The sequence below is a fragment of the Bacillus altitudinis 41KF2b genome (assembly GCF_000691145.1).
Taxonomy (GTDB): domain Bacteria; phylum Bacillota; class Bacilli; order Bacillales; family Bacillaceae; genus Bacillus; species Bacillus altitudinis.
Window position 1 is genome coordinate 251,996 of record NZ_ASJC01000005.1, and the last position, 22,956, is coordinate 274,951.

The window sequence follows — 22,956 nt, forward strand, 5'->3', positions numbered from 1 at the left end:
CGGTGTTTTTTATTTTAAATCTGATGTTCCTGTGATCTGTGCCGTGAAGCGGTAGGTGATCATCCAATATAAAAGGGCTAAGGCGCTGATAGAGGCTCCAAATAGACATACCCCATTCCAGCCAGCGTTTGCGTATATGTTAGTTGATACAATAGAACCGAGCGCACTGCCGAGGGAATAAAAAATCATATAAGCAGCAGTCAGCCGGCTTCTCGCCTCAGGCTGGACCATGAAAATCATACTTTGATTGGTCACGTGAACGGCCTGCACAGATAGGTCAAGAATGACGATACCAACGATTAATAAAATGAGGGAATATTCAGTGAAAAAAATAAAACACCATGAAAAGAGTAATAGGACAAGGGCGATGCACGTTGTTAACTGTCCTAAGCCTCGATCAGCAAGGCTTCCAGCCCGAGCGGCACCTAATGCTCCGGCAACTCCAGCAAGACCAAATGCACCAATCGCCGTATGTGACAGATTGTATGGCGTAGTGCTGAGAGGTAGCACAAGTGAAGTCCACAGCGTGCCAAACACAACAAAGATCAGAAAACCCAGTACGCCACGAATACGTAGAATTCGTTCTTGTCTGAACAATATAAACATTGAAGCGAGCAAGTTCACATAGGATATGGAGACTCTCTTGCTGTCAGCACTCGGAAGATACCGGTACAACATGCCAGTAATGATCAGCATCATCACGCCGGAAACGAGATAGACTGATCTCCAGCCGGCGAGATCGGTTAGTACACCAGCAAACGTGCGTGCGAGAAGAATACCAATCACAATTCCACTTTGAACCAAGCCCACTATGCGGCCACGTTCTTCAGGAGCGGCCCATGTCGCTGCGAATGCTACGAGTACCTGAGTGACTACAGCAAGCAGTCCCACCGCAGCTAGTCCTATGAACAGGACGTTGGCGGTAGGGGCGATACCGACTAGAACGAGAGATAACACGGATGCTAGCATTTGAGCTACAATGAGCCGCCGTTGGTTGAACAGATCACCAAGTGGTACGATCAGTAGCAGTCCTAGCGCATAACAAAGCTGAGTAATCATAATGACCATACCAATGGCTGAATAGCTGATACCAAACTCGGATGCGAGGGAGTCTAATAATGGCTGTGCAAAGTATATGTTTGCAACTGCCATCCCGGAGGATGTCGCAAACAGTAGAGCCATATTGCGAGTCATCGTTGATCGGGTGGTTATTTGTAAATGAGTCGTTTCCAGATCAGAATGTTCAACGGCATTCATCTTTTCTTTTTTCATGCATGTCATCCGCTCCTTTTGTACTGAAAAGTATAATATACTGATCGATATAGAATGATTCCTGTTAAGGATAACCATAGAAACGTTTTAAAGTCAAGATGATATAGTGAAGATCGTAGTCGGTTTGACAATGATATGTCAATAAAATAAAATGATAATGTACCGATGAGTAAAAACGTTATAAGAAATAGATGATTGATTTAGTGAAGAGATTTTTATGATAGAAATGAGGGTTGATAATGGTTCGACAACGGGAATTTGATGAGGAAAAAGCGTTAGATGAGGCCTTGTTGCTTTTTTGGGAGAAGGGGTACAGAGCGACTACATTAAGCGACTTAACTGCAAAAATGGGAATACAGCGGCCAAGCTTATACTCAGCGTTCGGTGATAAAGAGGAATTGTTTGAAGCAGCATTACGCAAATATACAACTCAGCATGCTGCCCACATTCGAACAAAACTTCAAAACAATCTATCTGTAAAGGAAGCATTTCATACATTATTTGCTGAATTAGTAGAAGAGGAATATGGACATGGGCCGAGTAAAGGGTGCTTCTGCATCAATACAATAGTCGAGCTTGCCCCACACGAAGAGAAATTTGAAATTCTCACAAGAGAGCATCAGATGTATCTTTCGGTCATTTTTGAAGAAAAAATTGTACAAGGTATTCGCTCGGGTGAGCTCGAAAGCAGTCTGAATGCCAAAGCCTTAGCACAGGCGCTGGTTGTTTCTTTTATTGGACTTACAGTTCTCATGAAATCTCGCCCAGAGCGTTCATTTGTAGATCATTCTGTAGCGACGATCCTATCCATATTGAAATAAATAGTCTATATAAAGAAAGCGTATTTTGATCCATTGATTAAAACACGCTTTTTCTTTTAGGGTGTGATGGACACGTTTTTGTGATATGATAAGAGAACAAACATTCGTATTCGTGAGTGTCACCATATGTAGCTCTAAAAATAAGTGGAAGTGCACATCTAAAAAGCGTGTGATCATGCTGAAAGAAAGCAGGAGATACTTTGAAACCATTAACAAAAGAAGAAAAAAACCAGATGATGATTGCCATTCAGCGTTACTTTGCCGAAGAACGAGAAGAGGAGATTGGTGAATTAGCAGCCATTAATATATTAGAATTTATCACAAAATATCTTGGAAGCTACTATTATAATCAAGGGGTTCGTGACAGCCGAAATATCGCTGTTCAAAGATCTCAATTGTTAGAGGAAGATCTATTCGCACTAGAGAAAAGAATATAATCAAAAAGCTCGTCTATCTTATTCATCCTGCTAACAGATAAAGAGGAAAAAAGACCCCCTTAATAAAGAACGCATATTCGTATCATATGTAATGATGAAAAGGTGGAACCAAAAGTCCATTTGAATCGTTATATAAGTAACCATTAATGAAAATCAGCTTTTTTGGTTTTATTTCATCAAAAGAAGGAATAGAACATACAAATAGGCGAAGTGCAGATGATGGAGGTTCTAAATATGGGGAAAATCAAATTGAAAATCGCAATCTTATTTGTTTTACTGCTTTGTTTAGGCGCAGGTTATTTATACATGAATGGCATGAAAATTGAAGATGTGCCAACAGCCATTGGCGAAAGTTTAACGAATAATGATAAAGATTACACAATCTATGAATATACCATTACAAAAATTGATGGTGATGAGTATTACGGTCAAGCCAAAAATGGCACGAAAATCATTTTTAACGGGAAGAAATTTGAAGATGATGTGGCCGATCTGAAAAAAGGCGATCGTATTAAAGCATACTTTAGTAATGAAAAAAGAATAGACGGTCTTATAAAAGTAGTAAAAGTCGTCAATTAACAAGTCTCCTTTCCTATAGGGAGGCTTTTTTATGAATAAGTGAATAAATCTTGATTGTTGCATTTGACCACAAGGATCGCTATAATAGCCCCTAAGGACAGCTAAATATCGATTGTATCCTTCGGGGCAGGGTGAAAATCCCGACCGACGGTAATAAAGCAAATGCTTTACAGCCCGTGACCCGTTAATTTATTAACGGTTGATTCAGTGAGAAGCTGAAGCCGACAGTGAAAGTCTGGATGGGAGAAGGATAACGAAAGCTATGTATGAACAAAAAATATGTGTTGATCATAGTTTTATTTCTAATGCAAAAAAACCACAGCCCCGGAATTTTTCCGGGGCTTTCTGTATGTCAATATAGTCATCGCATGCAGTGTTTATTAGGTGATCCCTCATCTTGTATGGACCATAAAAAGCGACGAAGGTGTTCAATCGATCACATGTCCCAAACATCGCTTTTTCATAAAGTGAGAAATACAAAAGAAAGAGAAAGGGAGGATCACATGTTTACGGGGATTATTGAAGAAGTGGGTACAGTTCAGTCATTGAGCAAAAGATCCGCAGATGCCATGGAAATCATCATCAAGTGCAGTCGTGTACTAGAAGATGTTCACCTAGGCGATAGTATCGCCATCAATGGCGTTTGTCTCACTGTCACAAGCTTCACAAAAGAACAGTTTGCGGCAGATGTGATGCCTGAGACGGTCAAAGCGACATCACTTGATCAGCTTGCGCCAGGTAGCCAAGTGAATTTAGAGCGAGCGATGTCATCAAATGGACGATTCGGCGGTCATTTTGTTTCAGGCCATGTTGATGGAACGGCTGTGATTACCCGTGTAGAAAAGAAGAGTAATGCCATTTACTATGATTTGAAAATGGACAAGACCCTCACAGATATGCTCACAAAAAAGGGATCGATCGCAATAGACGGCGTCAGCTTGACTATTTTCGATTTGCGAGATGCTCATGTGACAGTTTCTATCATTCCACATACGCTTGAAGGAACTATTTTCCCGACTAAATCTATGGGGGATGTAGTAAATATTGAATGTGACATGATCGGTAAATACATTTATCGCTTTTTAACAAAAGAGCAAAACGAAAAGCAGCCATCACGATTAACCCCATCATTTTTAAAAGAGCACGGATTCTAGGAGGCGATTGTATGTATCATTCAGTTGATGAGGCAGTAAATGCCCTGAAACGAGGAGAAATCATTATCGTAGTAGATGATGAAGACAGAGAAAATGAAGGAGACTTTGTGGCACTTGCTGAGCATGCAACGCCGGAAGTCATTAACTTCATGGCTTTACATGGAAGAGGTCTTATTTGCACACCAGTTCATGCCTCGATTGCGAAACACTTGGATCTGCATCCCATGGTCGAGCGAAATACGGATGCACATCATACAGCATTTACAGTGAGCATCGACCATACGTCAACGACAACTGGTATAAGTGCTTTTGAGCGCTCAACGACCATTTTGGCCATGTTAAATAAAGAGTCAAAACCAGAAGATTTTGCCCGCCCAGGTCATGTTTTCCCTCTTATTGCGAAAGAGGGAGGCGTAGTAGAAAGACCAGGTCATACAGAAGCGGCTGTTGATCTTGCTAAACTTGCGGGTTCAGTGCCAGCGGGTGTCATATGTGAAATTATGAATGCAGATGGCACCATGGCCCGCGTACCCGAACTACAAAAAATTCAAAAAGAACACGATTTAAAGATGCTGACGATTGAAGCATTGCAGGCATATATAAACAAGCAAACAACGACAATGAAAACAAAATAAAAATCACAAAAAAGGATGATGAACATATGAATACAATACAAGGGAATGTAGTAGCAGAAGGATTAAAGTTTGGAATCGTCGTCGCTAGATTTAATGATTTTATTACAAGTAAATTGCTAGATGGGGCAGAAGATACATTGCTCAGACACGGAGCAAACGGTGACGATATTGATGTCGTGTGGGTGCCAGGGGCTTTTGAAATTCCGTATATGGCAAAAAAACTAGCAGAAACAAAAAAATATGATGCAGTCATTACACTTGGAACCGTGATTCGCGGGGCAACATCACATTACGATTATGTTTGTAATGAAGCGGCTAAAGGAATCGCACAAAGTGCCATCTCAACAGGGGTGCCGATTATCTTTGGTGTACTGACAACAGAATCTATTGAACAAGCCATTGAAAGAGCCGGTACAAAGGCTGGAAATAAAGGCAGTGAATCGGCTGCAGCTGCTATTGAAATGGCTAACCTAAATCGAACGTTTCGTTAATTTGATGAAAAAGAGTTTAAAAACCGCCTAAAAGTGTTTATAATGTGTGATGAGCAAGTGATTCATAAGACATTTGCTGGAAAATAGGATAATTTTAATATTGAGGGGTATATATGTTAATTCGTTACAAGAGGTCTTTTGAAAAAATTGCCATGGGACTCCTGTCCTTTATGCCGGGTGAGAAAGACGTCAAACAGCTTCAGCAGACGATAAAGTCGTATGAAATGGATGAAGATCGGCAGCTGTTCCTTTGGAAAGATGGTGAGGATATCGTCGGTGCGATTGGTGTGCTGAAAACAGACGACCAAGTACAAATCGAACATATTAGTGTCAATCCGTCCCATCGTGACCAAGGCATCGGCAAGGAAATGGTATTAGCCGTGGAAGAAGTATTCAAAACGAAAACACTCATTCCAAATGAATTAACGCAAGGCTTCTTTCATAAGTGTCACAGTGAAACAAACTAAATATCACACATGTAAAAGCAGAGGTTATATGCCTCTGCTTTAGATTGTTGACAAAGGGCTAAAATGAACTTTATTTTAGCCCTTTGTCTTCTTTTCAGCGTGATAGAAAACCTTTGCAGTCTAGGAAGGACGAGTACTGGAGCGGAGCGAATTCGATATTCGTGAGCACCGGCACGCAGGACTGACACCGAATGCGAGGGTTTGTCTACACGCTGAAGCAGAGGTTATATGCCTCTGCTTTTTTTACGTTCCATCTGTTTTTCACGTTCAAGCAATACGTCCGTCCGATCACGCAGTCTATGCTTTTCAATTAAGAATGTATGGGATAAGTTGCTCTCCTGTCCGAAGGTTAAGCCTTCTTTTTCCGCCATCTCTTGGCATAAAGAAAGAAGCGTTTCATCTCGGATTGGCAGCATCACACTTTCGTAGGGCATGTCTTCATCGATTTTCTTTTTCAGTGTTCTCAGCAGTAAAAGAAATGCCTCTTCATCAAGACCTAATTCTGTTAGTACGTTCCGGTCCGAATCTAATATATGAAGGCTGTTTGAAATCAGCCATTTTGCTCCTTTTCCATTTCCTCGTCTTTGATGATACAAAGCAACAGCAAGCTGAATGAGACCCACCCAGTACTTTTTGCGCTGATGAGGAGGATCTTCTTTCCAAAATTCTTCAAGAATTTCATGACACTCAAAATAATCTCTTGTCGTATGAAATTCATGTAAAAAAGCCACGTACGCTTTAGGATACACAGCGGTCATCTCCTTTTCCACTATCAGTCTAACATACCGAAAAGAAAAGAAGAAAGAGCGCCCCTTTATGAAAGGACGCTCTGTTTCTTTAATAAACCCAAGCCGCGCCAACGATGATCAGCAAGATGAACAGCACAACAATAAGCGCAAATCCTCCGCCGAAGTAATAACCATCTCCCATAATGTTACGGCCTCCTTTTTTATCAGTTCTGATTACAATGGTATTCTATGTATAAATGCCCTCATTGGTATGGGCGAATCCACTGTTTTTCTTTTTTTGCCTGCTGCCTCATGGTCGAAATTATATTGGACGAGAGCTTTATGGTGTCTTATACTAAAGGTTAGCCGATGAAAACGGTACTTAGAAGACAGTAGAAATGGTGAGAAAAGAATGCTGGAATATCAGGTGAAAATAGATTCGTTTGAGGGTCCTTTGGACTTGCTTTTACATTTAATTAACCGTTTGGAAATTGATATTTATGATATTCCCGTCGCTAAAATTACGGAGCAGTATTTATTATATGTCCACACGATGAGGGAGCTTGAACTGGATGTTGCAAGTGAGTATTTGGTGATGGCTGCAACTCTCCTCAGCATTAAAAGCAGAATGCTTCTTCCAAAACAAGAGGAAGAGCTGTTTGATGAAGACCTGATGGAAGAAGAAGAGGACCCTCGTGATGAGCTGATTGGCAAATTAATTGAATACCGCAAGTATAAAAATGCAGCGCAAGAACTGAAGGAACGTGAAGAAGAGCGGCAAAACGCCTTCACAAAACCACCAAGTGATTTAAGTGAATTTGCAAAAGAAGCAGAAGCGAAGGACACAAACTTACACGTCACGGTGTATGATATGTTAGGTGCGTTCCAAAAGGTATTGAACCGCAAAAAAATAACAAAACCTGCACCATCAAAGATTACAAGACAAGAAATCCCGATTGAAGACAAAATGAATGAGATTATGAACCATTTAAGAAAAACAAAAAAGCGAACCAATTTCATGACTTTATTTCAACATGATCAAAAGGAACACCTTGTCGTGACGTTTCTTGCTGTTCTCGAATTGATGAAGAGCCATCAAATCATGCTAGAGCAGGAAGGAAACTTTGAAGATATTTATATCATAGGGAGTGAAACGATTCATGACGCTTGATATCGTGAATTGGAAAGCCATCTTAGAAGCGCTGCTATATGCAGCAGGTGACGAAGGCTTAACAAGAAAACAGCTCATGTCTGTTCTTGAAGTTGATGAGGCAGCGTTGCTTGATATTATGTCTGCCGTAAAGGAAGAATATCAAAAACAAGAACGAGGAATTGAGCTCATTGAATATGCAGATTCATACATGCTGCTGACGAAAAAAGAATACAGCGTATATTTAAAAAAATTAGTAGAGACACCATCGAAAGGTTTGTCACAGGCAGCGCTAGAAGTGCTCGCCATTGTCTCGTATAAACAACCGATTACACGCAGCGAAGTCGAGGAGATCAGAGGCGTTAAATCAGAACGAGTGCTGCATAGTTTAGTTGCCAAAGCACTGCTCTGTGAAGTAGGACGTGCCGATGGACCGGGACGAGCGATCCTTTATGGGACAACACCTACCTTTTTAGAGCAATTTGGTTTAAAAGCCTTAGATGAATTACCGCCACTTCCAGAGAATGTGGAAGCAGATGGGGTGCAAGAAGAGGCTGATCTCTTTTTTGAAAACTTCAATCAAACATTTGAAGAGATAAAATAGTTCAAAATAAGGAAAAATGTATGATAAAATATAACAAAGATTTTAGGTCTAAAATCTTTATTTGAAAGATAAAATGGTGACAAAGCCATGAGGGGAAGGTAAACACGAAACAAATGGCACATATGAATGTAAAGGCTCAAGTTGATCAAGCAGGCGTTTTTTTATCAAAGGTTGCAGTTGAAGTGAATGATTTTCTGAACGAAGCTACCTTATCAAGCTTGAAACGATTAAACCCGGAAGCGGAAGCCTATTATTGTGACATATTAAGTACATTGCGGAAGCTTGCAGTTTATAGCGAGGATGCCGCGGCGGTTTGTAGGAAAATCAGGCAGCAGCAGACATTCCCGCAGCAAGCCGCACAGCAGACGCTTCATCGTATTTATCATCAATGTATTGAAGAATTTTTTACACCAAAAAAGGATACATGGTATGAAGATAGCCGCTCAGCCTACACAGGAAAAAGCTGCATTGTTTTCCATTATGAAGTATCGGCTGAGGTCAAACGTTTGTTTTCTTCATTAGAAAAAGATTTTTTAACGATGAGAGAAGAGCTGGAATATACAACATCTCATCAGCAAATGAAAATGGTATAAAGAAGACAAGGCAACTCTTATATGAGAGTTGCTTTTTTTTATGGACGAGGCATCATAACTTTTTCAGCCGCGCATACACTTGTACAAAACGGACAAGGACGTGAATGAACATGCCCTATTTAAAAATTGGAACAGCAGTCCTTCTTCTATTAACACTCTTACTGCCTTTTTCCTCACACGCTCAAGCAGACGTCTCATTATCGGTGAGTGCGAGAAGTGCCATTTTAATAGATGGACAGTCAGGCAGAGTCCTATTTGGAAAGGACGAGCACGAAAAAAGAAGAATCGCCAGTATCACAAAAATTATGACGGCTGTATTAGCCATTGAATCAGGAAAAATGAACGACATGGTCAAAGTGTCAAAACGTGCGATTCAAGCGGAAGGTTCTTCGATTTATTTAAAGGAAGGACAGAAGGTGAGTTTAGAAGACTTGACATACGGGCTCATGCTGCGCTCTGGAAATGATGCAGCTGTTGCCATTGCAGAACATGTTGGCGGCAGCTTAGAAGGGTTTATTTTTATGATGAACCAAAAGGCCTCTGAACTAGGCATGGAGAATACGAATTTTCAAAATCCGCATGGACTCGATGATCATAAAAACCATTATTCATCAGCTTATGATATGGCAATCTTAACGAAATACGCCATGAAGCATCAGCAATATCAAAAAATTGCCGGTACCACCTTTTATAAAGCAAAAACAATCGAAGGTTATTGGAAAAACAAAAACAAGCTGCTCACTGGTTTATATCAATATTCGACTGGAGGGAAGACAGGATATACAAAACTTGCAAAACGCACGCTTGTCTCCACAGCTGCAAAAGGAGATGCTGCGCTCATTGCTGTGACGATTAATGCACCGGATGATTGGAAGGATCATATCTCAATGTTTGAGTATGCATTTGATCACTATAAAACGTATGTGCTTGCTGAAAAAGGCAGGCTCGCTTCGTTAAAAGGGACTTTTTACGAAAAAAAAGCGTTTATTAAGCGGGATGTGGACTATTTTTTAAATGAAGATGAGAAAAAACTAGTGGAAATCGAAACGGAAATGCTGACGCCTGAAAAGAAATGGGAGAAAAACAAAGAAGCGATCCCAGATGTAGTAGGGAAAATGACGTTCTTACTGGATGGTCAGGTGATTGAGCAAGTCCCCATTTTTTATGAAAATAAACGCAACCGAATGCCTCAAAAAAGCTTTCAAGAAATGTTTAAGTCTGTCTTTCAGACATCGATAGGCGGATCTTCATGGTCAATCTGATCTGGGTATTCCTCACGGTCATCGGTCTTGTCTATGCAATGTTTAACGGAACGATGCATGAAGTGAACGAAGCGGTCTTTAAAGGATCAAAAGAAGCGGTCACCATTTCAATTGGGTTGATTAGTGTTCTTGTATTCTGGCTAGGATTGATGAAGATCGCAGAAGAAGCGGGGTTGTTACATTTCTTTAGTAAATTATGCCGGCCCTTTATCTCAAAACTATTTCCTGAGATTCCTGCGAATCATCCAGCGATGGGGTATATTCTGTCTAATCTCATGGCAAATTTCTTTGGCCTTGGCAATGCCGCCACTCCACTTGGGATTAAGGCGATGGAGCAGATGAAAGCATTAAATGGCGGAAAAAATGAGGCGAGCCGGTCTATGATCACTTTTTTAGCAGTCAATACATCTTCTATCACACTTGTGCCAACGACTGTCATTGCCATTCGTATGACCTATGGCGCAGATCAGCCAACAGATATTGTAGGTCCAACCATTTTGGCGACACTTATTTCAGGTATCGGTGCGATTATGATTGATCGCTATTTCCACTATCGCAGAAGCAGGCGGGGGTGATCTTGTGGCATTTATTAACTGGCTGTCACTTGCTTTGATTCCACTGATCATCGCAGGAATATTGATTGCAGGGACGATTAAAAAAGTACCGACGTACGAAACATTTGTAGAAGGCGGGAAAGAAGGCATTCAAATTGCCTTTTCAATCATTCCGTATTTAGTCGGTATGCTTGTCGCCATTACGATTTTCCGAGCATCAGGTGCCCTTGACTTTGTCATGGAATTATTGAAACCTGTGTTTACAGCGATTGGTATTCCTACAGAAGTGGTGCCGCTAGCTTTGATACGCCCTATATCAGGAACAGCGGCGCTTGGTATGACATCAGACTTAATTGCGACTTATGGTCCAGATTCTTTTATCGGCAAGCTTGCCGCCGTTATGCAAGGGTCAACAGATACGACCCTTTATATTTTAACCGTCTATTTTGGAGCAGTTGGTATTAAAAAAATGGGAGATGCACTGAAAGTGGGGCTGTTAGCAGACCTGATTGGGATCATTGCATCGATTATTATCGTCAGTTTGTTATTTAGCGGCGCCTAATCAGGTGCTTTTTTTATTTCGTGGATGGAAAACAGCTTTTTTGTTGAAATTAGACAGATGAAACGCTTATTTTTCCACGAATGCTTGTTTGTTTCAAGCCAAGCAAGTAAGATAGTACATGAGGTGAAAGACAAATGGAACGTTTACAGAAAGTAATTGCCCATGCCGGCGTCGCTTCTAGACGAAAGGCTGAAGAATTAATTAAAGAAGGACGAGTTACCGTTAATGGTGAAACAGTGACAGAGCTCGGAGTAAAGGTGGGCTCTTCAGATAAAATTGAAGTCAATGGCTTAAAGCTTGAAAGAGAAGAACCGGTTTACTTTATGCTTTATAAACCGCGCGGCGTCATTTCAGCTGCCGAGGATGATAAAGGACGCAAAGTCGTGACAGACTTCTTTGATGATGTTCCGCAGCGTCTGTATCCAATCGGCCGGTTGGATTATGATACGAGCGGTTTAATTTTGATTACAAATGATGGCGAATTTGCCCATAAGCTCATGCATCCGAAATATCAAATTGATAAAACGTATGCAGCGAAACTAAAAGGCATCCCTTCAAAAGAATTGCTTAGAAAGTTAGAAAAAGGAATCATGTTAGACCATAAAAAAACAGCACCTGCCCGTGCCAAAATGCTTTCAATTGATAAACGAAAGCAAACATGTATTGTGCAATTAACCATCCATGAAGGCAGAAACAGACAGGTTCGCCGCATGTTTGAAGCAATCGGCCACGACGTTTTAAAACTCAAAAGAGAGCAATATGCTTTCCTTCATATTGAAGGTATGAGACCAGGAGATTGCAGAGAATTGACGCCGCATGAAGTAAAACGCCTAAGAGCGATTGCGGATCATGGGAAAAGCGCTTTTTAATTTTCACATAAACTTCAAAAAATGAAGAAGCATCAAAAGAAGGAGAATGCTATAATTTACCTGAATGTCTATGGGGAAGGGGTACTTCAGATGAAGAAAAGACGATTTTTCATACGGACGGGCATTCTCCTCGTGATGCTTGCTGCACTATGTTATACGATGTATAACTCAGTATTTGCCAAACAGGATCAAGTCAAAGAAGGATCTATTGCGCCGAACTTTGTCCTTCAATCGGTAGATGGGGAACGGATTGAATTAAAGGACTTAAAAGGCAAAGGCGTCTTTCTCAATTTTTGGGGTACATGGTGCGGTCCATGTAAGCAGGAATTCCCTTATATGGCAAATCAGTATGAAGTGTTCAAGGATCGCGGTGTCGAAATTGTTGCCGTGAATGTGGGGGAATCCAATATTGCTGTGAAGAACTTTATGGATGCTTATGGCGTGAATTTTCCTGTTGCCATGGACAAAGATCGTCAAGTGACAGAGGCATATGATATTACGCCGCTGCCAACCACATTTTTAATTAATCCTGAAGGCAAAGTAATCAAAGTCATAAAGGGGACGATGACAGAACGTAATGTCTATGAATATATGAATTTGATTAAACCAAAGGGGTCATAGAATGAAAGAGGTAAAGTGCGAGTGTGGACATATTAATCCAATCGGTACTGTTCTATGTGAATCATGCGGGAATCCCATTTCAGTAAAAGAGAAAAATTCATCAAAGCTGCTTGATATGAGATATGACGGCAGTGCAAGACGCTCGCAAACATACAACAAAACGATTGTTGATAAAGTATGGAACTTTTTTTCTTCCGTAAAAGTGGGTGTGTGGCTCATTGTCATCACACTGTTAGCTTCTTCGCTAGGAACTATTTTTCCGCAGGAGCGGTTTATTCCGCCAGGTGCATCAGCTTCCACTTATTATGAGGAGCAATATGGGTCGTTTGGCAAGTTATATTACATCCTTGGATTCCATGATCTTTATAATTCTTGGTGGTTTTTAGCCCTTGTCGCATCTATCGGAATTTCCCTTGTGATTTGCAGCCTTGATCGAGTGATTCCACTTTATCGCGCACTCAAAAATCAAGGGGTTGTCAAAAAAGAAGGCTTTATGAGAAGGCAGCGTCTTTTCAGCGAAACAAACAAAACATTAGATCAACATACATATGAAGGCATCGTTAGTAAGATGAAACAAAAGCGTTACCGCGTAAGAGAAGAAGATGGACATATTTTAGCTGAAAAAGGCCGCTTTTCCCGCTGGGGACCTTACGTCAATCATATTGGATTAATTATATTTCTCATTGGATCCATGCTCCGGTTTGTTCCGGGAATGTACGTGGATGAAACATTATGGGTAAGAGAAGGCGAAACGGCACCAATCCCAGGGACGGGAGGCCAATACTTCTTAAAGAATAACGAGTTTTCAATTGACCGCTATGAATCTGAAAAAGAAAAAGAAGTCTTTGAAAATGCGATTGAAAAGGCTGGCGATGGTCAAGTCGTCAAAAGTTATAAAACCGATGCCGTTTTATACAAACGTGAAGGGGAAGTTGTTTTTGGTGAAAAGCCCAAGCTGAAGCAGGTAACAGAACACGATATTAAAGTGAATGAACCGCTTAAGTTTGACAATTTCTCATTATATCAAGTGGATTTTAAACAAAATGAACTCGATCAAATGGTCTTTCAGCTGATTCGAAAAGATACTGAGAAATCTTTCGGAACAGTGAAGATTAATCTGCTGGAGCCTAAGTCAGAATATGATCTTGGTAGCGGTTACAAAGTCAAGGTGATGAGTTATTTGCCTGATTTTTATTTTGACGAAGATGGCACACCTAGTACGAAAACGAGGAATCCGAATAATCCTGCGTTCGTATTTGAAATGATCTCTCCTGAAAAACCAAAAGGTGAAAAAAGTTTTGTCGCGATTCAAGAGACAGTAGAGGGTTCTGATAACAATCTTTATAAAATGAAATTTGACCGGGTTGAAACAAAAAACGTGACAGGTTTAACGGTTCGAAAAGACTTAACACTCGGGGTACTTATTGTTGGCGGAATCATCTTTATGATTGGTGTCGTACAAGGGATGTACTGGCAGCATAGAAGAATCTGGCTGTCGGCAAAGGATGGAAAAGTATTTGTGGCAGGACATACAAACAAAAACTGGTTCGGCTTAAAGTCTGATCTTAAGGTGTTGCTGCACGGCAGTGGCATCAAACAGCCAGTGGATCAAAAAGAACTGCCTGATACAACAAGTATCAGCAAAAGCAAGGGGGAAGGGTTAGATGGCGGCAGTCAGTGAAAACCTGTTATTTGCAGCTTTTCTATTTTATTTAGCGGCAGTTCCTTTTTTTGGAGGGGCCATTAAAGGAAAAAAGAAAGAAGAGGGTCCGCGCAAAAATAAGGCGGCACTTATCGGCATAACGCTCACCATCATTGGTTTTTTGAGTCAATTTGGCTATTTTATTTCAAGGTGGATCGCGTCTGGTCACGCACCAGTCAGTAATCTGTTTGAATTTACCACAGCCTTTGGCATGATGCTGGTGCTCGCATTTATTATTTTATATTTTGTCTATCAAGTGTCTGTGCTAGGTTTATTCACACTTCCAATCGCTTTATTAATCATTGCTTATGCAAGCATGTTTCCATCGGATATTTCACCGCTGATTCCTTCGCTTCAAAGTAATTGGCTATATATTCACGTCACGACAGCAGCGCTTGGTCAAGCCATTTTGGCGATCAGTTTTGTGGCAGGTGTGATTTTTCTTTTGAAGCATGTCGATCAAACAAAACCGGGGAAGAAAACCTTTGGCTTAGAGCTGGTCATGTTTATGATTGTGGTCACCCTTGCATTTATCGCTGTCACGTCCATCTTTAGAATGACAGGGTATGAAGCGAAATTTAATTGGGTAGATAAAAATAAAGAAGAGAGCGTCATGGTCTATGAGCTGCCTGCCTTAGTAGGACCTCATAAAGGAGAACTTATCACAAAAGATCGTTTAGAGCCTGTGGTTGATCTGCCGCCTGTTTTTTCAGGTAGAAAGGTGAATACAGTGCTGTGGTCATTTGGCGTTGGGCTAATCATTTATGGACTGCTAAGATTGATCATTCGCAAACGACTAAGTGCGCTGCTTCAGCCGCTCGTAAGACAGGTGAATCTTGATTTAGTCGATGAAATTGGATACAGGGCTGTTTCCATAGGATTCCCTGTATTTGCGTTAGGCGGTCTTATTTTTGCGATGATCTGGGCACAAATTGCATGGACTAGATTCTGGGGATGGGACCCGAAGGAAGTATGGGCTTTAATTACATTTTTATTTTACGCCGCCTATCTCCACCTTCGGTTATCACGAGGCTGGCATGGTGAAAAGTCCGCTTGGCTTGCTGTAATCGGATTTGCGATCATTATGTTTAACCTCATCTTTGTCAACCTAGTGATTGCGGGGCTTCATTCTTACGCGTAATCGCATGAAAAAGGCCAACTTTTATGATTCGATTCGGCTTTTTGTTAAAATGTATGTAACAACGGAGAAAGCAGGAGGATTGTCTAATGGAACACACAACTCAAACGAAAATATTAGTCGTCGATGATGAGGCAAGAATTCGCCGCCTTTTAAAAATGTATTTAGAACGGGAAAATTATGAAATTGATGAAGCGGAAAATGGGGATGAGGCCATTCAAAAAGGACTTCAAACCGATTATGACCTCATTTTGCTTGATTTAATGATGCCTGGGACAGATGGGATCGAAGTGTGTAATCAAATTCGAGATAAAAAAGCCACACCAATTATTATGCTGACAGCAAAAGGTGAGGAAGCCAACCGTGTGCAAGGTTTTGAGGCAGGAACGGATGATTATATTGTCAAACCTTTCAGTCCGCGTGAAGTGGTTCTTCGTGTGAAAGCACTGTTAAGAAGATCGTCTCAAACGTCATATCTCAATACTGGAACAACCACAAAAGATGTTCTTGTGTTTTCTCATCTATCCATTGATCATGATGCACACCGGGTCACAGCAGATGGAAAAGAAGTCAGCCTCACGCCGAAGGAATACGAACTTTTGTACTTCTTGGCAAAAACGCCGGATAAGGTCTATGACAGGGAAAAGCTTCTCAAAGAAGTGTGGCAGTATGAATTCTTTGGGGATCTGAGAACAGTGGATACCCACGTCAAAAGGCTTCGCGAAAAACTAAATAAAGTGTCACCAGAAGCAGCGAAAAAAATCGTGACAGTATGGGGTGTCGGGTACAAATTTGAGGTCGGCGCTGAATGAAGCTGTGGAAAAGTGTCGTAGGAAAGCTATGGTTAACCATTCTTTTCCTCGTGCTCATTGTTTTATCGATTTTAACTGTGCTTCTTTTAGAGTTCATTGAGAATTACCATGTGGAAGAAGCAAAGTCTGATTTAACACAAATGGCCAACAAAGTAGCAGTCATTTTAGAAAGCCATGAGGATCAATCACTTGCAAGATCGATTACATCAGAACTAGCTGATAAATTGACAAGTATCGCGATTGTTCAAGAGGATGGACTAGAATGGTATTCGTCTGAAAAAGGCGGGAAGCTTCCTGCGATCACAAAAGAACAAATTGAAGCAGACAAAGATTTGAACAAAGCACTGACACAACGAAAAAAAATCAGTAAACGAGCTGAATCTGATACAGGCAATCAGAAGGATGAGCGCATTGTAGTAGGTGTTCCTTACGAGGCGAACGGAAAGAAAGGGATGGTCTTTCTTTCTCAATCCCTCCTCGCTGTAGAGCAGACAACAAAACATACGACGCGTTATATCTTCCTCGCAGCCGGAATTGCGATTGTGCTGACGACAATTTTCGCTTTCTTCTTATCCACTCGTGTCACCTACCCTCTCAGAAAGATGAGAGAGGGAGCACAAGATTTGGCGAAAGGGAAATTTGATACAAAGATTCCTATTTTAACGCAAGATGAAATTGGGGAACTGGCGATCGCCTTTAATCAAATGGGTAAGCAGCTTAAATTTCATATAACCGCTTTAAATCAAGAAAAAGAACATTTGTCCAACATTCTGAGCAGTATGGCAGACGGTGTCATCACGATCAATATTGATGGAACGATCCTCATGACAAATCCTCCTGCAGAAAGATTCTTGCAGGCTTGGTATTACGAGCAAAATATGAAGATCAAAGATGGGGATGAACTGCCGCCAGAAGCGCGTGAATTGTTTCATACTGCCGTCAGTACGGAAAAAGAGCAAATGATCGAAGTCACGCTGCAAGGGCGTACTTGGGTTCTTCTCATGTCTCCGCTTTATAACCAGCAAGATGTCAGAGGGGCGGTTGCGGTGCTTCGCGATATGACAGAAGAGAGAAGACTGGATAAGCTAAGAAAAGACTTCATTGCAAATGTCAGTCATGAACTCCGTACACCTATTGCTATGCTGCAGGGCTATAGTGAAGCGATTGTCGATGACATTGCCGGATCAGAAGAGGAAAAGAAAGAGATTGCCCAAATTATCTATGACGAATCACTTCGAATGGGGCGTCTTGTGAATGATCTTCTCGATCTCGCACGTATGGAAGCTGGTCATATTACACTGAATCTTGAATCAACTGATACAGAAGAGCTGACTGAAAAAATCTACCGTAAATTCCTTGGAATTGCGAAAGAAAAACAAATCAACCTGACGTATGAAATTCAAGTAGAAGAACCGTATTTTGTATTTGATCCAGATAAAATAGAACAGGTTTTTACAAATCTCATCGATAATGCCATTCGTCATACACCAGAAGGCGGAGAAGTTCACTTCTCAGTTCAATCGGTGGAAAATGGGCTCAAGATGGATGTGAAAGATTCGGGAAGCGGCATTCCTGAAGAGGATCTCCCGTTTATTTTTGAACGGTTCTATAAAGCAGATAAAGCAAGAACAAGAGGACGTTCCGGTACGGGGCTGGGTCTTGCGATTGTGAAAAACATCGTAGAAGCACATCAAGGCTCCATTCATGCACATAGTAAAGCTGGAACAGGTACTCACTTCACTTTCTATATTCCGAAAAAAAAGCAGGAACTCGTCTAATCTTGACGAAGAATCTTGTTACATGAGAAACACTTCTTTTCGAAAGAAAATGAAGTGTTTTTTCTATTTTCATATTTTTAAGGAGAAGTTAAACTAAAAGCCCTTTCCAAATTGTCGATCTTGTAATATATTTGTCATAAAGTTGTAATGTAACGTTTTGTGAGAGTCACTCGACAAAAATAAGTGAACGGAGGGGTTTCCTATGCATGAAACCTTTCAAAAAATATATGATTCGTACCATCAAGATTTGTACCAATTTTTATTTTATATGGTAAAAGATAAAAATCAGGCAGAGGATCTCGTGCAGGAGGTTTACATTCGGGTACTTCACTCATATAAAACTTTTGAAGGAAGAAGCAGCGAGAAAACATGGCTGTTTTCAATTGCAAGGCATGTGGCAATTGACTGGTTTCGCAAACAGCAAACCATCAGACAACGGGTGCTCGGCACGTTTGATTGGGATAAACAGGATGTAAAAGATCCAGACCTGCTCCCAGATGAATTGGCTGTACAGGATGAAAATATCAAAGAAATTTATGCCGCACTTGATCATTGCACCATTGATCAACGAGCCGTCATCATTTTAAGGTTTATCCAAGGCTACTCAATCATGGAGACGGCCAAGGCGCTAAAGTTCTCGGAAAGCAAAGTCAAAACAACGCAGCACCGAGGCCTGAAAGTGCTCCGAAAACATATGGAGCTTTTGAAGGAGGAGCTAGTGAATGAAAACGAACAGGTCCAATTGGAGCGAAGAACGAATTAAAGTATTACTCAGTCAGCTTCCAAAGGTGGAGGACAACCGTTCATCTAAGCAGATTTACCAGCAAATGCTGATGGCAAGCGGGAAGAAAAAGAAAAGTGCCAGATGGATCGGTCCAGCGGTCGCAACCGTTGTGGTCTTATTTATGGCGTTTTTGATTTCTCCTCATTTATTTCAGCCGGCTGCTCAAGATATAAAGAAATTGAAAATGGATTCGAGTGCTGAAAAAGGACAGGTGAACGCTACATTAGAGGCGGTAAAAAACACAAATGATCCTTCACATGTTGCTTACGCATCTGACAAAGAAAAGTATATGACGATTTCATACATAGATGAATCCACTTCTCAAGTTGTCCCAATCAGTATTCAAAAAGAAAATAAGCATGATAATGTGCAGGCGCTTCTTGATACATATGAAAAATTGGAGCTGCCTGAAATGACAAAACCTCTTCAAGCTTATATGGATATGGTGGATGTGAGTGAAAAAGGGGATACACTGATTTTTCAGCTGAAAAATGATTTGTCTCTTGATACATTAAAAGAAGCCAACCGTTTTAAAGACATGGTCAAAGAAACGTTAAAATGGAGCCAATATAAACAAGTACAGGTCAAGTCTGTCAATGGCTCGCACCTTCAATTAGGGACGAATGGCCGTCTTGGTACCATTTCAATTAATAAACAAACAAAGCACGCTTACTACGTTTTAGAAAATAAGAGTGGGACATTTTTGGTGCCGTCAAAAGATGATTATCCTTCTTATAAAGATGCAGTAGAGGCGATGAAGCGGGCGAATGATGCAGGACTCGATCCACTCATTAAAGAAGAGCCTATTAAAAAAGTGACATCAAAAGGAAAACATGCAACCATCACGTTTGGAGCATCAGCACAATTAACGGACTCAATTGATCATATTTTACTTATTGAAGGACTGCTGCTCACAGCGAAAGATTTCGGTTTTACAGATGTCACGATACAAAATGCAGGAACAGATCAAGTAGGCCCATATGAATTAAAAGAACCGCTAGAGGTACCGGCACTGCCAAACCCAGTTGTTATCAAAGAACGCTAAAGGACGCAACTTATGCGTTCTTTTTTCATGTATAGAAAAGGGCTTCCTTGAGGTATACTAAGCTGTCATGAAAAGAACTTCAAAGAAGGGAAGTCACTGATGAAAAGGTATTGCTACATATGTGCTAGCTGTTTCTTGTTCTTGACCTTATCACCGTTTGCCCATGCAGAGAAAACAACCGAGTGGGTGGAACCAATCAAAGGTGAAGTCACTGATTTGTTTGGGACAAGAGGTGGTTCGCATAAGGGGTTAGACATTGCTGCACCAGAAGGAGAATCCATTTTTGCTGCTAGCGAAGGTGTGGTTACTCGTTCCTATGTATCTGCTACATATGGTGAAGTTGTATTTATTCGGCATCCAAATGGATATGAAACCGTCTATGCGCATTTAAATGCGCGTTTTGTAAAGAATGGTGACCATGTACAAACAGGGCAGCCGATCGGCATCATAGGCAACACAGGCGCTTCTAGGGGCACTCATTTGCATTTTGAGGTGCACAGGGGTAATTGGTCAGTTAGTAAAGAAGATGCAGTAGATCCGCTCACAATCATTGCAAGAGATCGTTTCCAAGAGCCAGCCCTTCATGTAGATGGATATGAGAAACATACATATGTCATACAACGAGGGGACACGCTCTGGTCCATTGCTAAAGCACATCAAATGACCGTTGATCAATTGAAGAAAATCAATGCACTGACAAAGAATCTCATACGTACAGGTGAACGTTTAATCGTTTCAACAAAATAAACCTCATGCAAAAGCATGAGGTTTACCATTTTTTTATAGGTCAATCAGACGTACAGAAAGAATATCGCTCACTTTAGTTAACGTTTGGACAATTTCATCTTCAAGGTGCTTATCAAAAGAAAGCATCATGATGGCTTCGCCGCCTTTTTCTTTACGGCCTACTTGCATTGTCGCAATGTTCACATCGTGGTCGCCTAAAATCTTTCCAACTTGACCGATCACACCAGGTGCGTCAGTGTGCTGAATATAGACAAGGTGTCCATCTGGGTAAAAGTCAATATTGAAACCATTAATAGAAACGACACGTTCACCTAGATGCGGGATATACGTTGCTTTTAATGTAAAGGTGGAAAGGTCACCTTTGACTTCAATGGAAATGCTGTTCTCATAGCCAGATTCGCTTGAAGAAATTTTCTCGCTAAAGCTAATGCCGCGTTCTTTTGCCACCATACCAGCATTGACTTCATTTACAGTCGAATCGACACGCTCTTTCAAAAAGCCAGAAAGCAGACTTTTTGTAATAAATGATGTTTCGAGTTTTGCGATAGATCCTTCATATGAAATGCTGACTTCTTTTACAGGTTCTCTCATCGATTGAGAAACAAGACGTCCAAGTTTTCCTGCAAATTGATGATAAGGCTGGATTTTCTTGAACTCGTCTTTTGTCATCGCTGGTAGATTAATAGATGACATGACCGGGAGTCCTTTTGCAAATTGAAGAACTTCTTCAGAGACTTGTGCCGCTACATTTAATTGTGCTTCTTTTGTAGATGCACCAAGATGCGGAGTGGCAATGACGTTTGGATGATCCACAAGTGGATTCTCAGTAGGTGGTTCTACTTCAAATACATCGAGAGCAGCCCCTGCGACATGACCATTTTCAAGTGCTTCAAGAAGGTCGCGTTCGTCAATGATACCGCCGCGTGCACAGTTCACTAGACGAACACCTTTTTTCGTTTTTGCGATTGTTTCTTTATTGAGAAGTCCTCTAGTTTCTTTTGTTAAAGGTGTATGTACCGTAATAATATCTGATACTTCAAGCACTTCATCAAGTGATTTTGCATTGACACCAATTTTTTCGGCACGTTCTTTTGTGAGGAAAGGGTCAAATACGTTGACGGTCATGCCAAATGCTCTTGCACGCTGGGCGATTTCACTTCCAATTCTGCCTAAGCCAACAATCCCAAGAGATTTTCCGTAAAGCTCAGCACCGACATATGCGCCTCTGTTCCATTCTTTTGATTTAACAGAAATATTCGCTTGAGGAATATGACGCATGAGAGATGAGATCATCGCAAACGTATGCTCTGCCGTTGAAATCGTATTCCCATTTGGTGCATTGATGACAATCACACCATGTTTTGTTGCTTCATCAATGTCAATGTTGTCGACTCCCACACCGGCACGGCCAACAATTTTTAATGAAGTCATTTTTTCATAAAGTTCTTTTGTCACTTTTGTGGCACTTCTGACAAGTAAGGCATCAAACGTGTGTAATTCATCTTCTGCTTCTGTTACATTTTTTTGAACAATTTCAACAAAATCTGATTCTAATAGTGGTAAAAGACCATCATTGCTCATCTTATCTGAGACTAATACTCGAAACATCGTAAGATTTCCTCCTAAAATAAACGTCATAAATATCTGATAATTTACCATATTCCTTTTCACTGTGTCAATCAAATTAAAGCAGTAAAGCGAAAAAGAAAACACGAACATTTTTTAGTGTCTTGATCAAGAATGGACACCTTTAAACAAAAGATACCCAATTTTTACGCATTTGTCATTATAAATTTTAGGTTTTTTACGATTTCTTAAAACTGATGAAATTGCTCAGGATTTTTATCTGTACAAATGCTCATATATCATATATAATGATGTCGAATTGAATAATGATCAATCTTCGGGGCAGGGTGTAATTCCCTACCGGCGGTGATGAGGCATAGTCTCTAAGCCCGCGAGCCTTTTTTGGCAGGATTCGGTGTGATTCCGAAGCCGACAGTATAGTCTGGATGGGAGAAGATGGAGGTTCGTAAACGTTGAAAACATGTCTGTTTATACGTTTATTTGTGTAGCCTAAATTTCCCGCTCCTGTGTATGTATTCAGAGCGGTTTTTTTGTGGCTAAAATTGAACAATCCTCTTTTCGAAA

Annotated in this window: 26 protein-coding genes and 2 riboswitches; of the genes, 22 read left to right on the forward strand and 4 right to left on the reverse strand. The window is 40.8% G+C overall.

Features of this window, described 5'->3' with window-relative positions:
• Positions 1 to 9: 9 nt before the first annotated feature.
• On the reverse strand, positions 10 to 1,272 hold the full coding sequence (locus BA79_RS11505) for an MFS transporter (protein WP_035702869.1): 1,263 nt from the start codon (positions 1,270 to 1,272) through the stop codon (positions 10 to 12).
• A gap of 239 nt (positions 1,273 to 1,511) precedes the next feature.
• On the opposite strand from BA79_RS11505, the gene BA79_RS11510 reads away from it, so the two are divergent.
• From BA79_RS11510 to BA79_RS11540, 7 genes are all read left to right on the forward strand, one after another.
• Entirely contained in the window at positions 1,512 to 2,093 is a 582-nt protein-coding gene (locus tag BA79_RS11510; protein WP_017359789.1) for a TetR/AcrR family transcriptional regulator, read from the forward strand.
• 200 nt (positions 2,094 to 2,293) lie between these two features.
• The gene (locus BA79_RS11515) at positions 2,294 to 2,530 is read left to right on the forward strand and encodes a DUF2164 family protein (protein ID WP_035702871.1); all 237 of its coding nucleotides are present in this window, start codon (positions 2,294 to 2,296) and stop codon (positions 2,528 to 2,530) included.
• 234 nt (positions 2,531 to 2,764) lie between these two features.
• Positions 2,765 to 3,109, forward strand: coding sequence for a hypothetical protein (locus tag BA79_RS11520; protein WP_008344451.1), 345 nt, complete (start codon positions 2,765 to 2,767; stop codon positions 3,107 to 3,109).
• Positions 3,110 to 3,222: 113 nt separating this feature from the next.
• A riboswitch (FMN riboswitch) is annotated at positions 3,223 to 3,364 on the forward strand.
• A 248-nt stretch (positions 3,365 to 3,612) separates the two neighbouring features.
• A complete protein-coding gene (ribE, locus tag BA79_RS11525) occupies positions 3,613 to 4,263 on the forward strand; it encodes a riboflavin synthase (protein WP_026050106.1) in 651 nt (216 codons plus the stop codon).
• An 11-nt stretch (positions 4,264 to 4,274) separates the two neighbouring features.
• Complete coding sequence (gene ribB / locus BA79_RS11530; RefSeq protein ID WP_017359786.1) at positions 4,275 to 4,898, forward strand: 3,4-dihydroxy-2-butanone-4-phosphate synthase; 624 nt, start codon at positions 4,275 to 4,277, stop codon at positions 4,896 to 4,898.
• A gap of 26 nt (positions 4,899 to 4,924) precedes the next feature.
• Positions 4,925 to 5,389, forward strand: coding sequence for a 6,7-dimethyl-8-ribityllumazine synthase (gene ribH, locus BA79_RS11535; protein WP_007501031.1), 465 nt, complete (start codon positions 4,925 to 4,927; stop codon positions 5,387 to 5,389).
• 113 nt (positions 5,390 to 5,502) lie between these two features.
• Positions 5,503 to 5,856 carry a GNAT family N-acetyltransferase gene (locus BA79_RS11540; protein ID WP_008344455.1) on the forward strand — a complete coding sequence of 118 codons (354 nt, stop codon included), beginning with the start codon at positions 5,503 to 5,505 and terminating at the stop codon, positions 5,854 to 5,856.
• A gap of 224 nt (positions 5,857 to 6,080) precedes the next feature.
• Here BA79_RS11540 and BA79_RS11545 read toward each other — a convergent pair whose 3' ends face one another.
• Positions 6,081 to 6,605: a DUF309 domain-containing protein gene (locus BA79_RS11545; protein WP_035702873.1), complete on the reverse strand. Its 525-nt coding sequence runs from the start codon at positions 6,603 to 6,605 to the stop codon at positions 6,081 to 6,083.
• Between the two features lie 88 nt (positions 6,606 to 6,693).
• On the reverse strand, positions 6,694 to 6,786 hold the full coding sequence (locus BA79_RS19095; RefSeq protein ID WP_008359694.1) for a YjcZ family sporulation protein: 93 nt from the start codon (positions 6,784 to 6,786) through the stop codon (positions 6,694 to 6,696).
• 210 nt (positions 6,787 to 6,996) lie between these two features.
• On the opposite strand from BA79_RS19095, the gene BA79_RS11550 reads away from it, so the two are divergent.
• The 15 genes from BA79_RS11550 (at position 6,997) to BA79_RS11620 (ending at position 20,805) form a co-directional block, all read left to right on the forward strand.
• Complete coding sequence (locus BA79_RS11550; RefSeq protein ID WP_007501021.1) at positions 6,997 to 7,755, forward strand: segregation/condensation protein A; 759 nt, start codon at positions 6,997 to 6,999, stop codon at positions 7,753 to 7,755.
• Entirely contained in the window at positions 7,745 to 8,338 is a 594-nt protein-coding gene (scpB, locus tag BA79_RS11555; protein WP_008344462.1) for an SMC-Scp complex subunit ScpB, read from the forward strand. Before BA79_RS11550 ends, scpB begins: the two co-directional genes overlap by 11 nt.
• A 113-nt stretch (positions 8,339 to 8,451) precedes the next feature.
• Positions 8,452 to 8,931: a YpuI family protein gene (locus BA79_RS11560; protein WP_035702875.1), complete on the forward strand. Its 480-nt coding sequence runs from the start codon at positions 8,452 to 8,454 to the stop codon at positions 8,929 to 8,931.
• 110 nt (positions 8,932 to 9,041) lie between these two features.
• Positions 9,042 to 10,193, forward strand: coding sequence for a D-alanyl-D-alanine carboxypeptidase family protein (locus BA79_RS11565; RefSeq protein WP_035702877.1), 1,152 nt, complete (start codon positions 9,042 to 9,044; stop codon positions 10,191 to 10,193).
• The gene (locus tag BA79_RS11570) at positions 10,181 to 10,768 is read left to right on the forward strand and encodes a nucleoside recognition domain-containing protein (protein ID WP_007501015.1); all 588 of its coding nucleotides are present in this window, start codon (positions 10,181 to 10,183) and stop codon (positions 10,766 to 10,768) included. Before BA79_RS11565 ends, BA79_RS11570 begins: the two co-directional genes overlap by 13 nt.
• Before the next feature lie 4 nt (positions 10,769 to 10,772).
• Positions 10,773 to 11,309 (forward strand): spore maturation protein, encoded by a 537-nt coding sequence (locus tag BA79_RS11575; protein ID WP_019743084.1) that lies wholly within the window; start codon positions 10,773 to 10,775, stop codon positions 11,307 to 11,309.
• 134 nt (positions 11,310 to 11,443) lie between these two features.
• Complete coding sequence (rluB, locus tag BA79_RS11580; protein WP_035702878.1) at positions 11,444 to 12,178, forward strand: 23S rRNA pseudouridine(2605) synthase RluB; 735 nt, start codon at positions 11,444 to 11,446, stop codon at positions 12,176 to 12,178.
• A 90-nt stretch (positions 12,179 to 12,268) separates the two neighbouring features.
• Complete coding sequence (gene resA, locus BA79_RS11585; protein ID WP_008344474.1) at positions 12,269 to 12,799, forward strand: thiol-disulfide oxidoreductase ResA; 531 nt, start codon at positions 12,269 to 12,271, stop codon at positions 12,797 to 12,799.
• Between the two features lies 1 nt (position 12,800).
• Complete coding sequence (gene resB, locus BA79_RS11590; RefSeq protein ID WP_035702879.1) at positions 12,801 to 14,480, forward strand: cytochrome c biogenesis protein ResB; 1,680 nt, start codon at positions 12,801 to 12,803, stop codon at positions 14,478 to 14,480.
• Positions 14,464 to 15,642 (forward strand): c-type cytochrome biogenesis protein CcsB, encoded by a 1,179-nt coding sequence (gene ccsB, locus BA79_RS11595; protein WP_019743082.1) that lies wholly within the window; start codon positions 14,464 to 14,466, stop codon positions 15,640 to 15,642. The genes resB and ccsB overlap by 17 nt, the downstream gene beginning before the upstream one ends.
• A gap of 86 nt (positions 15,643 to 15,728) precedes the next feature.
• A complete protein-coding gene (locus BA79_RS11600) occupies positions 15,729 to 16,451 on the forward strand; it encodes a response regulator transcription factor (RefSeq protein ID WP_003215596.1) in 723 nt (240 codons plus the stop codon).
• Positions 16,448 to 18,229: an ATP-binding protein gene (locus BA79_RS11605; RefSeq protein WP_008344481.1), complete on the forward strand. Its 1,782-nt coding sequence runs from the start codon at positions 16,448 to 16,450 to the stop codon at positions 18,227 to 18,229. Before BA79_RS11600 ends, BA79_RS11605 begins: the two co-directional genes overlap by 4 nt.
• A gap of 202 nt (positions 18,230 to 18,431) precedes the next feature.
• Positions 18,432 to 18,992, forward strand: coding sequence for an RNA polymerase sigma factor SigX (gene sigX / locus BA79_RS11610; protein ID WP_007501006.1), 561 nt, complete (start codon positions 18,432 to 18,434; stop codon positions 18,990 to 18,992).
• A complete protein-coding gene (locus tag BA79_RS11615) occupies positions 18,952 to 20,058 on the forward strand; it encodes a hypothetical protein (RefSeq protein ID WP_035702882.1) in 1,107 nt (368 codons plus the stop codon). The genes sigX and BA79_RS11615 overlap by 41 nt, the downstream gene beginning before the upstream one ends.
• A 99-nt stretch (positions 20,059 to 20,157) precedes the next feature.
• Positions 20,158 to 20,805, forward strand: a complete 648-nt coding sequence (locus tag BA79_RS11620) for a M23 family metallopeptidase (RefSeq protein WP_008344486.1) — start codon at positions 20,158 to 20,160, stop codon at positions 20,803 to 20,805.
• A gap of 33 nt (positions 20,806 to 20,838) precedes the next feature.
• On the opposite strand, the gene serA is transcribed toward BA79_RS11620, so the two are convergent.
• The gene (gene serA / locus BA79_RS11625; protein WP_008344488.1) at positions 20,839 to 22,413 is read right to left on the reverse strand and encodes a phosphoglycerate dehydrogenase; all 1,575 of its coding nucleotides are present in this window, start codon (positions 22,411 to 22,413) and stop codon (positions 20,839 to 20,841) included.
• A 287-nt stretch (positions 22,414 to 22,700) separates the two neighbouring features.
• A riboswitch (FMN riboswitch) is annotated at positions 22,701 to 22,833 on the forward strand.
• The last annotated feature ends 123 nt before the right edge of the window (positions 22,834 to 22,956 follow it).

Bases quoted from the DNA above. Each gene is read 5' to 3' on its own strand.
- resB (WP_035702879.1), top strand. From the start codon at position 12,801: ATGAAAGAGGTAAAGTGCGAGTGTGGACATATTAATCCAATCGGTACT.
- BA79_RS11620 (WP_008344486.1), top strand. From the start codon at position 20,158: ATGAAAAGGTATTGCTACATATGTGCTAGCTGTTTCTTGTTCTTGACC.
- ribH (WP_007501031.1), top strand. From the start codon at position 4,925: ATGAATACAATACAAGGGAATGTAGTAGCAGAAGGATTAAAGTTTGGA.
- BA79_RS11550 (WP_007501021.1), top strand. From the start codon at position 6,997: ATGCTGGAATATCAGGTGAAAATAGATTCGTTTGAGGGTCCTTTGGAC.
- BA79_RS11560 (WP_035702875.1), top strand. From the start codon at position 8,452: ATGGCACATATGAATGTAAAGGCTCAAGTTGATCAAGCAGGCGTTTTT.
- rluB (WP_035702878.1), top strand. From the start codon at position 11,444: ATGGAACGTTTACAGAAAGTAATTGCCCATGCCGGCGTCGCTTCTAGA.
- BA79_RS11565 (WP_035702877.1), top strand. From the start codon at position 9,042: ATGCCCTATTTAAAAATTGGAACAGCAGTCCTTCTTCTATTAACACTC.
- resA (WP_008344474.1), top strand. From the start codon at position 12,269: ATGAAGAAAAGACGATTTTTCATACGGACGGGCATTCTCCTCGTGATG.
- BA79_RS11505 (WP_035702869.1), bottom strand. From the start codon at position 1,272: ATGAAAAAAGAAAAGATGAATGCCGTTGAACATTCTGATCTGGAAACG.
- ccsB (WP_019743082.1), top strand. From the start codon at position 14,464: ATGGCGGCAGTCAGTGAAAACCTGTTATTTGCAGCTTTTCTATTTTAT.
- ribE (WP_026050106.1), top strand. From the start codon at position 3,613: ATGTTTACGGGGATTATTGAAGAAGTGGGTACAGTTCAGTCATTGAGC.
- BA79_RS11600 (WP_003215596.1), top strand. From the start codon at position 15,729: ATGGAACACACAACTCAAACGAAAATATTAGTCGTCGATGATGAGGCA.
- BA79_RS11570 (WP_007501015.1), top strand. From the start codon at position 10,181: ATGGTCAATCTGATCTGGGTATTCCTCACGGTCATCGGTCTTGTCTAT.
- BA79_RS11605 (WP_008344481.1), top strand. From the start codon at position 16,448: ATGAAGCTGTGGAAAAGTGTCGTAGGAAAGCTATGGTTAACCATTCTT.
- sigX (WP_007501006.1), top strand. From the start codon at position 18,432: ATGCATGAAACCTTTCAAAAAATATATGATTCGTACCATCAAGATTTG.
- serA (WP_008344488.1), bottom strand. From the start codon at position 22,413: ATGTTTCGAGTATTAGTCTCAGATAAGATGAGCAATGATGGTCTTTTA.
- BA79_RS19095 (WP_008359694.1), bottom strand. From the start codon at position 6,786: ATGGGAGATGGTTATTACTTCGGCGGAGGATTTGCGCTTATTGTTGTG.
- BA79_RS11540 (WP_008344455.1), top strand. From the start codon at position 5,503: ATGTTAATTCGTTACAAGAGGTCTTTTGAAAAAATTGCCATGGGACTC.
- BA79_RS11520 (WP_008344451.1), top strand. From the start codon at position 2,765: ATGGGGAAAATCAAATTGAAAATCGCAATCTTATTTGTTTTACTGCTT.
- BA79_RS11510 (WP_017359789.1), top strand. From the start codon at position 1,512: ATGGTTCGACAACGGGAATTTGATGAGGAAAAAGCGTTAGATGAGGCC.
- BA79_RS11615 (WP_035702882.1), top strand. From the start codon at position 18,952: ATGAAAACGAACAGGTCCAATTGGAGCGAAGAACGAATTAAAGTATTA.
- ribB (WP_017359786.1), top strand. From the start codon at position 4,275: ATGTATCATTCAGTTGATGAGGCAGTAAATGCCCTGAAACGAGGAGAA.
- scpB (WP_008344462.1), top strand. From the start codon at position 7,745: ATGACGCTTGATATCGTGAATTGGAAAGCCATCTTAGAAGCGCTGCTA.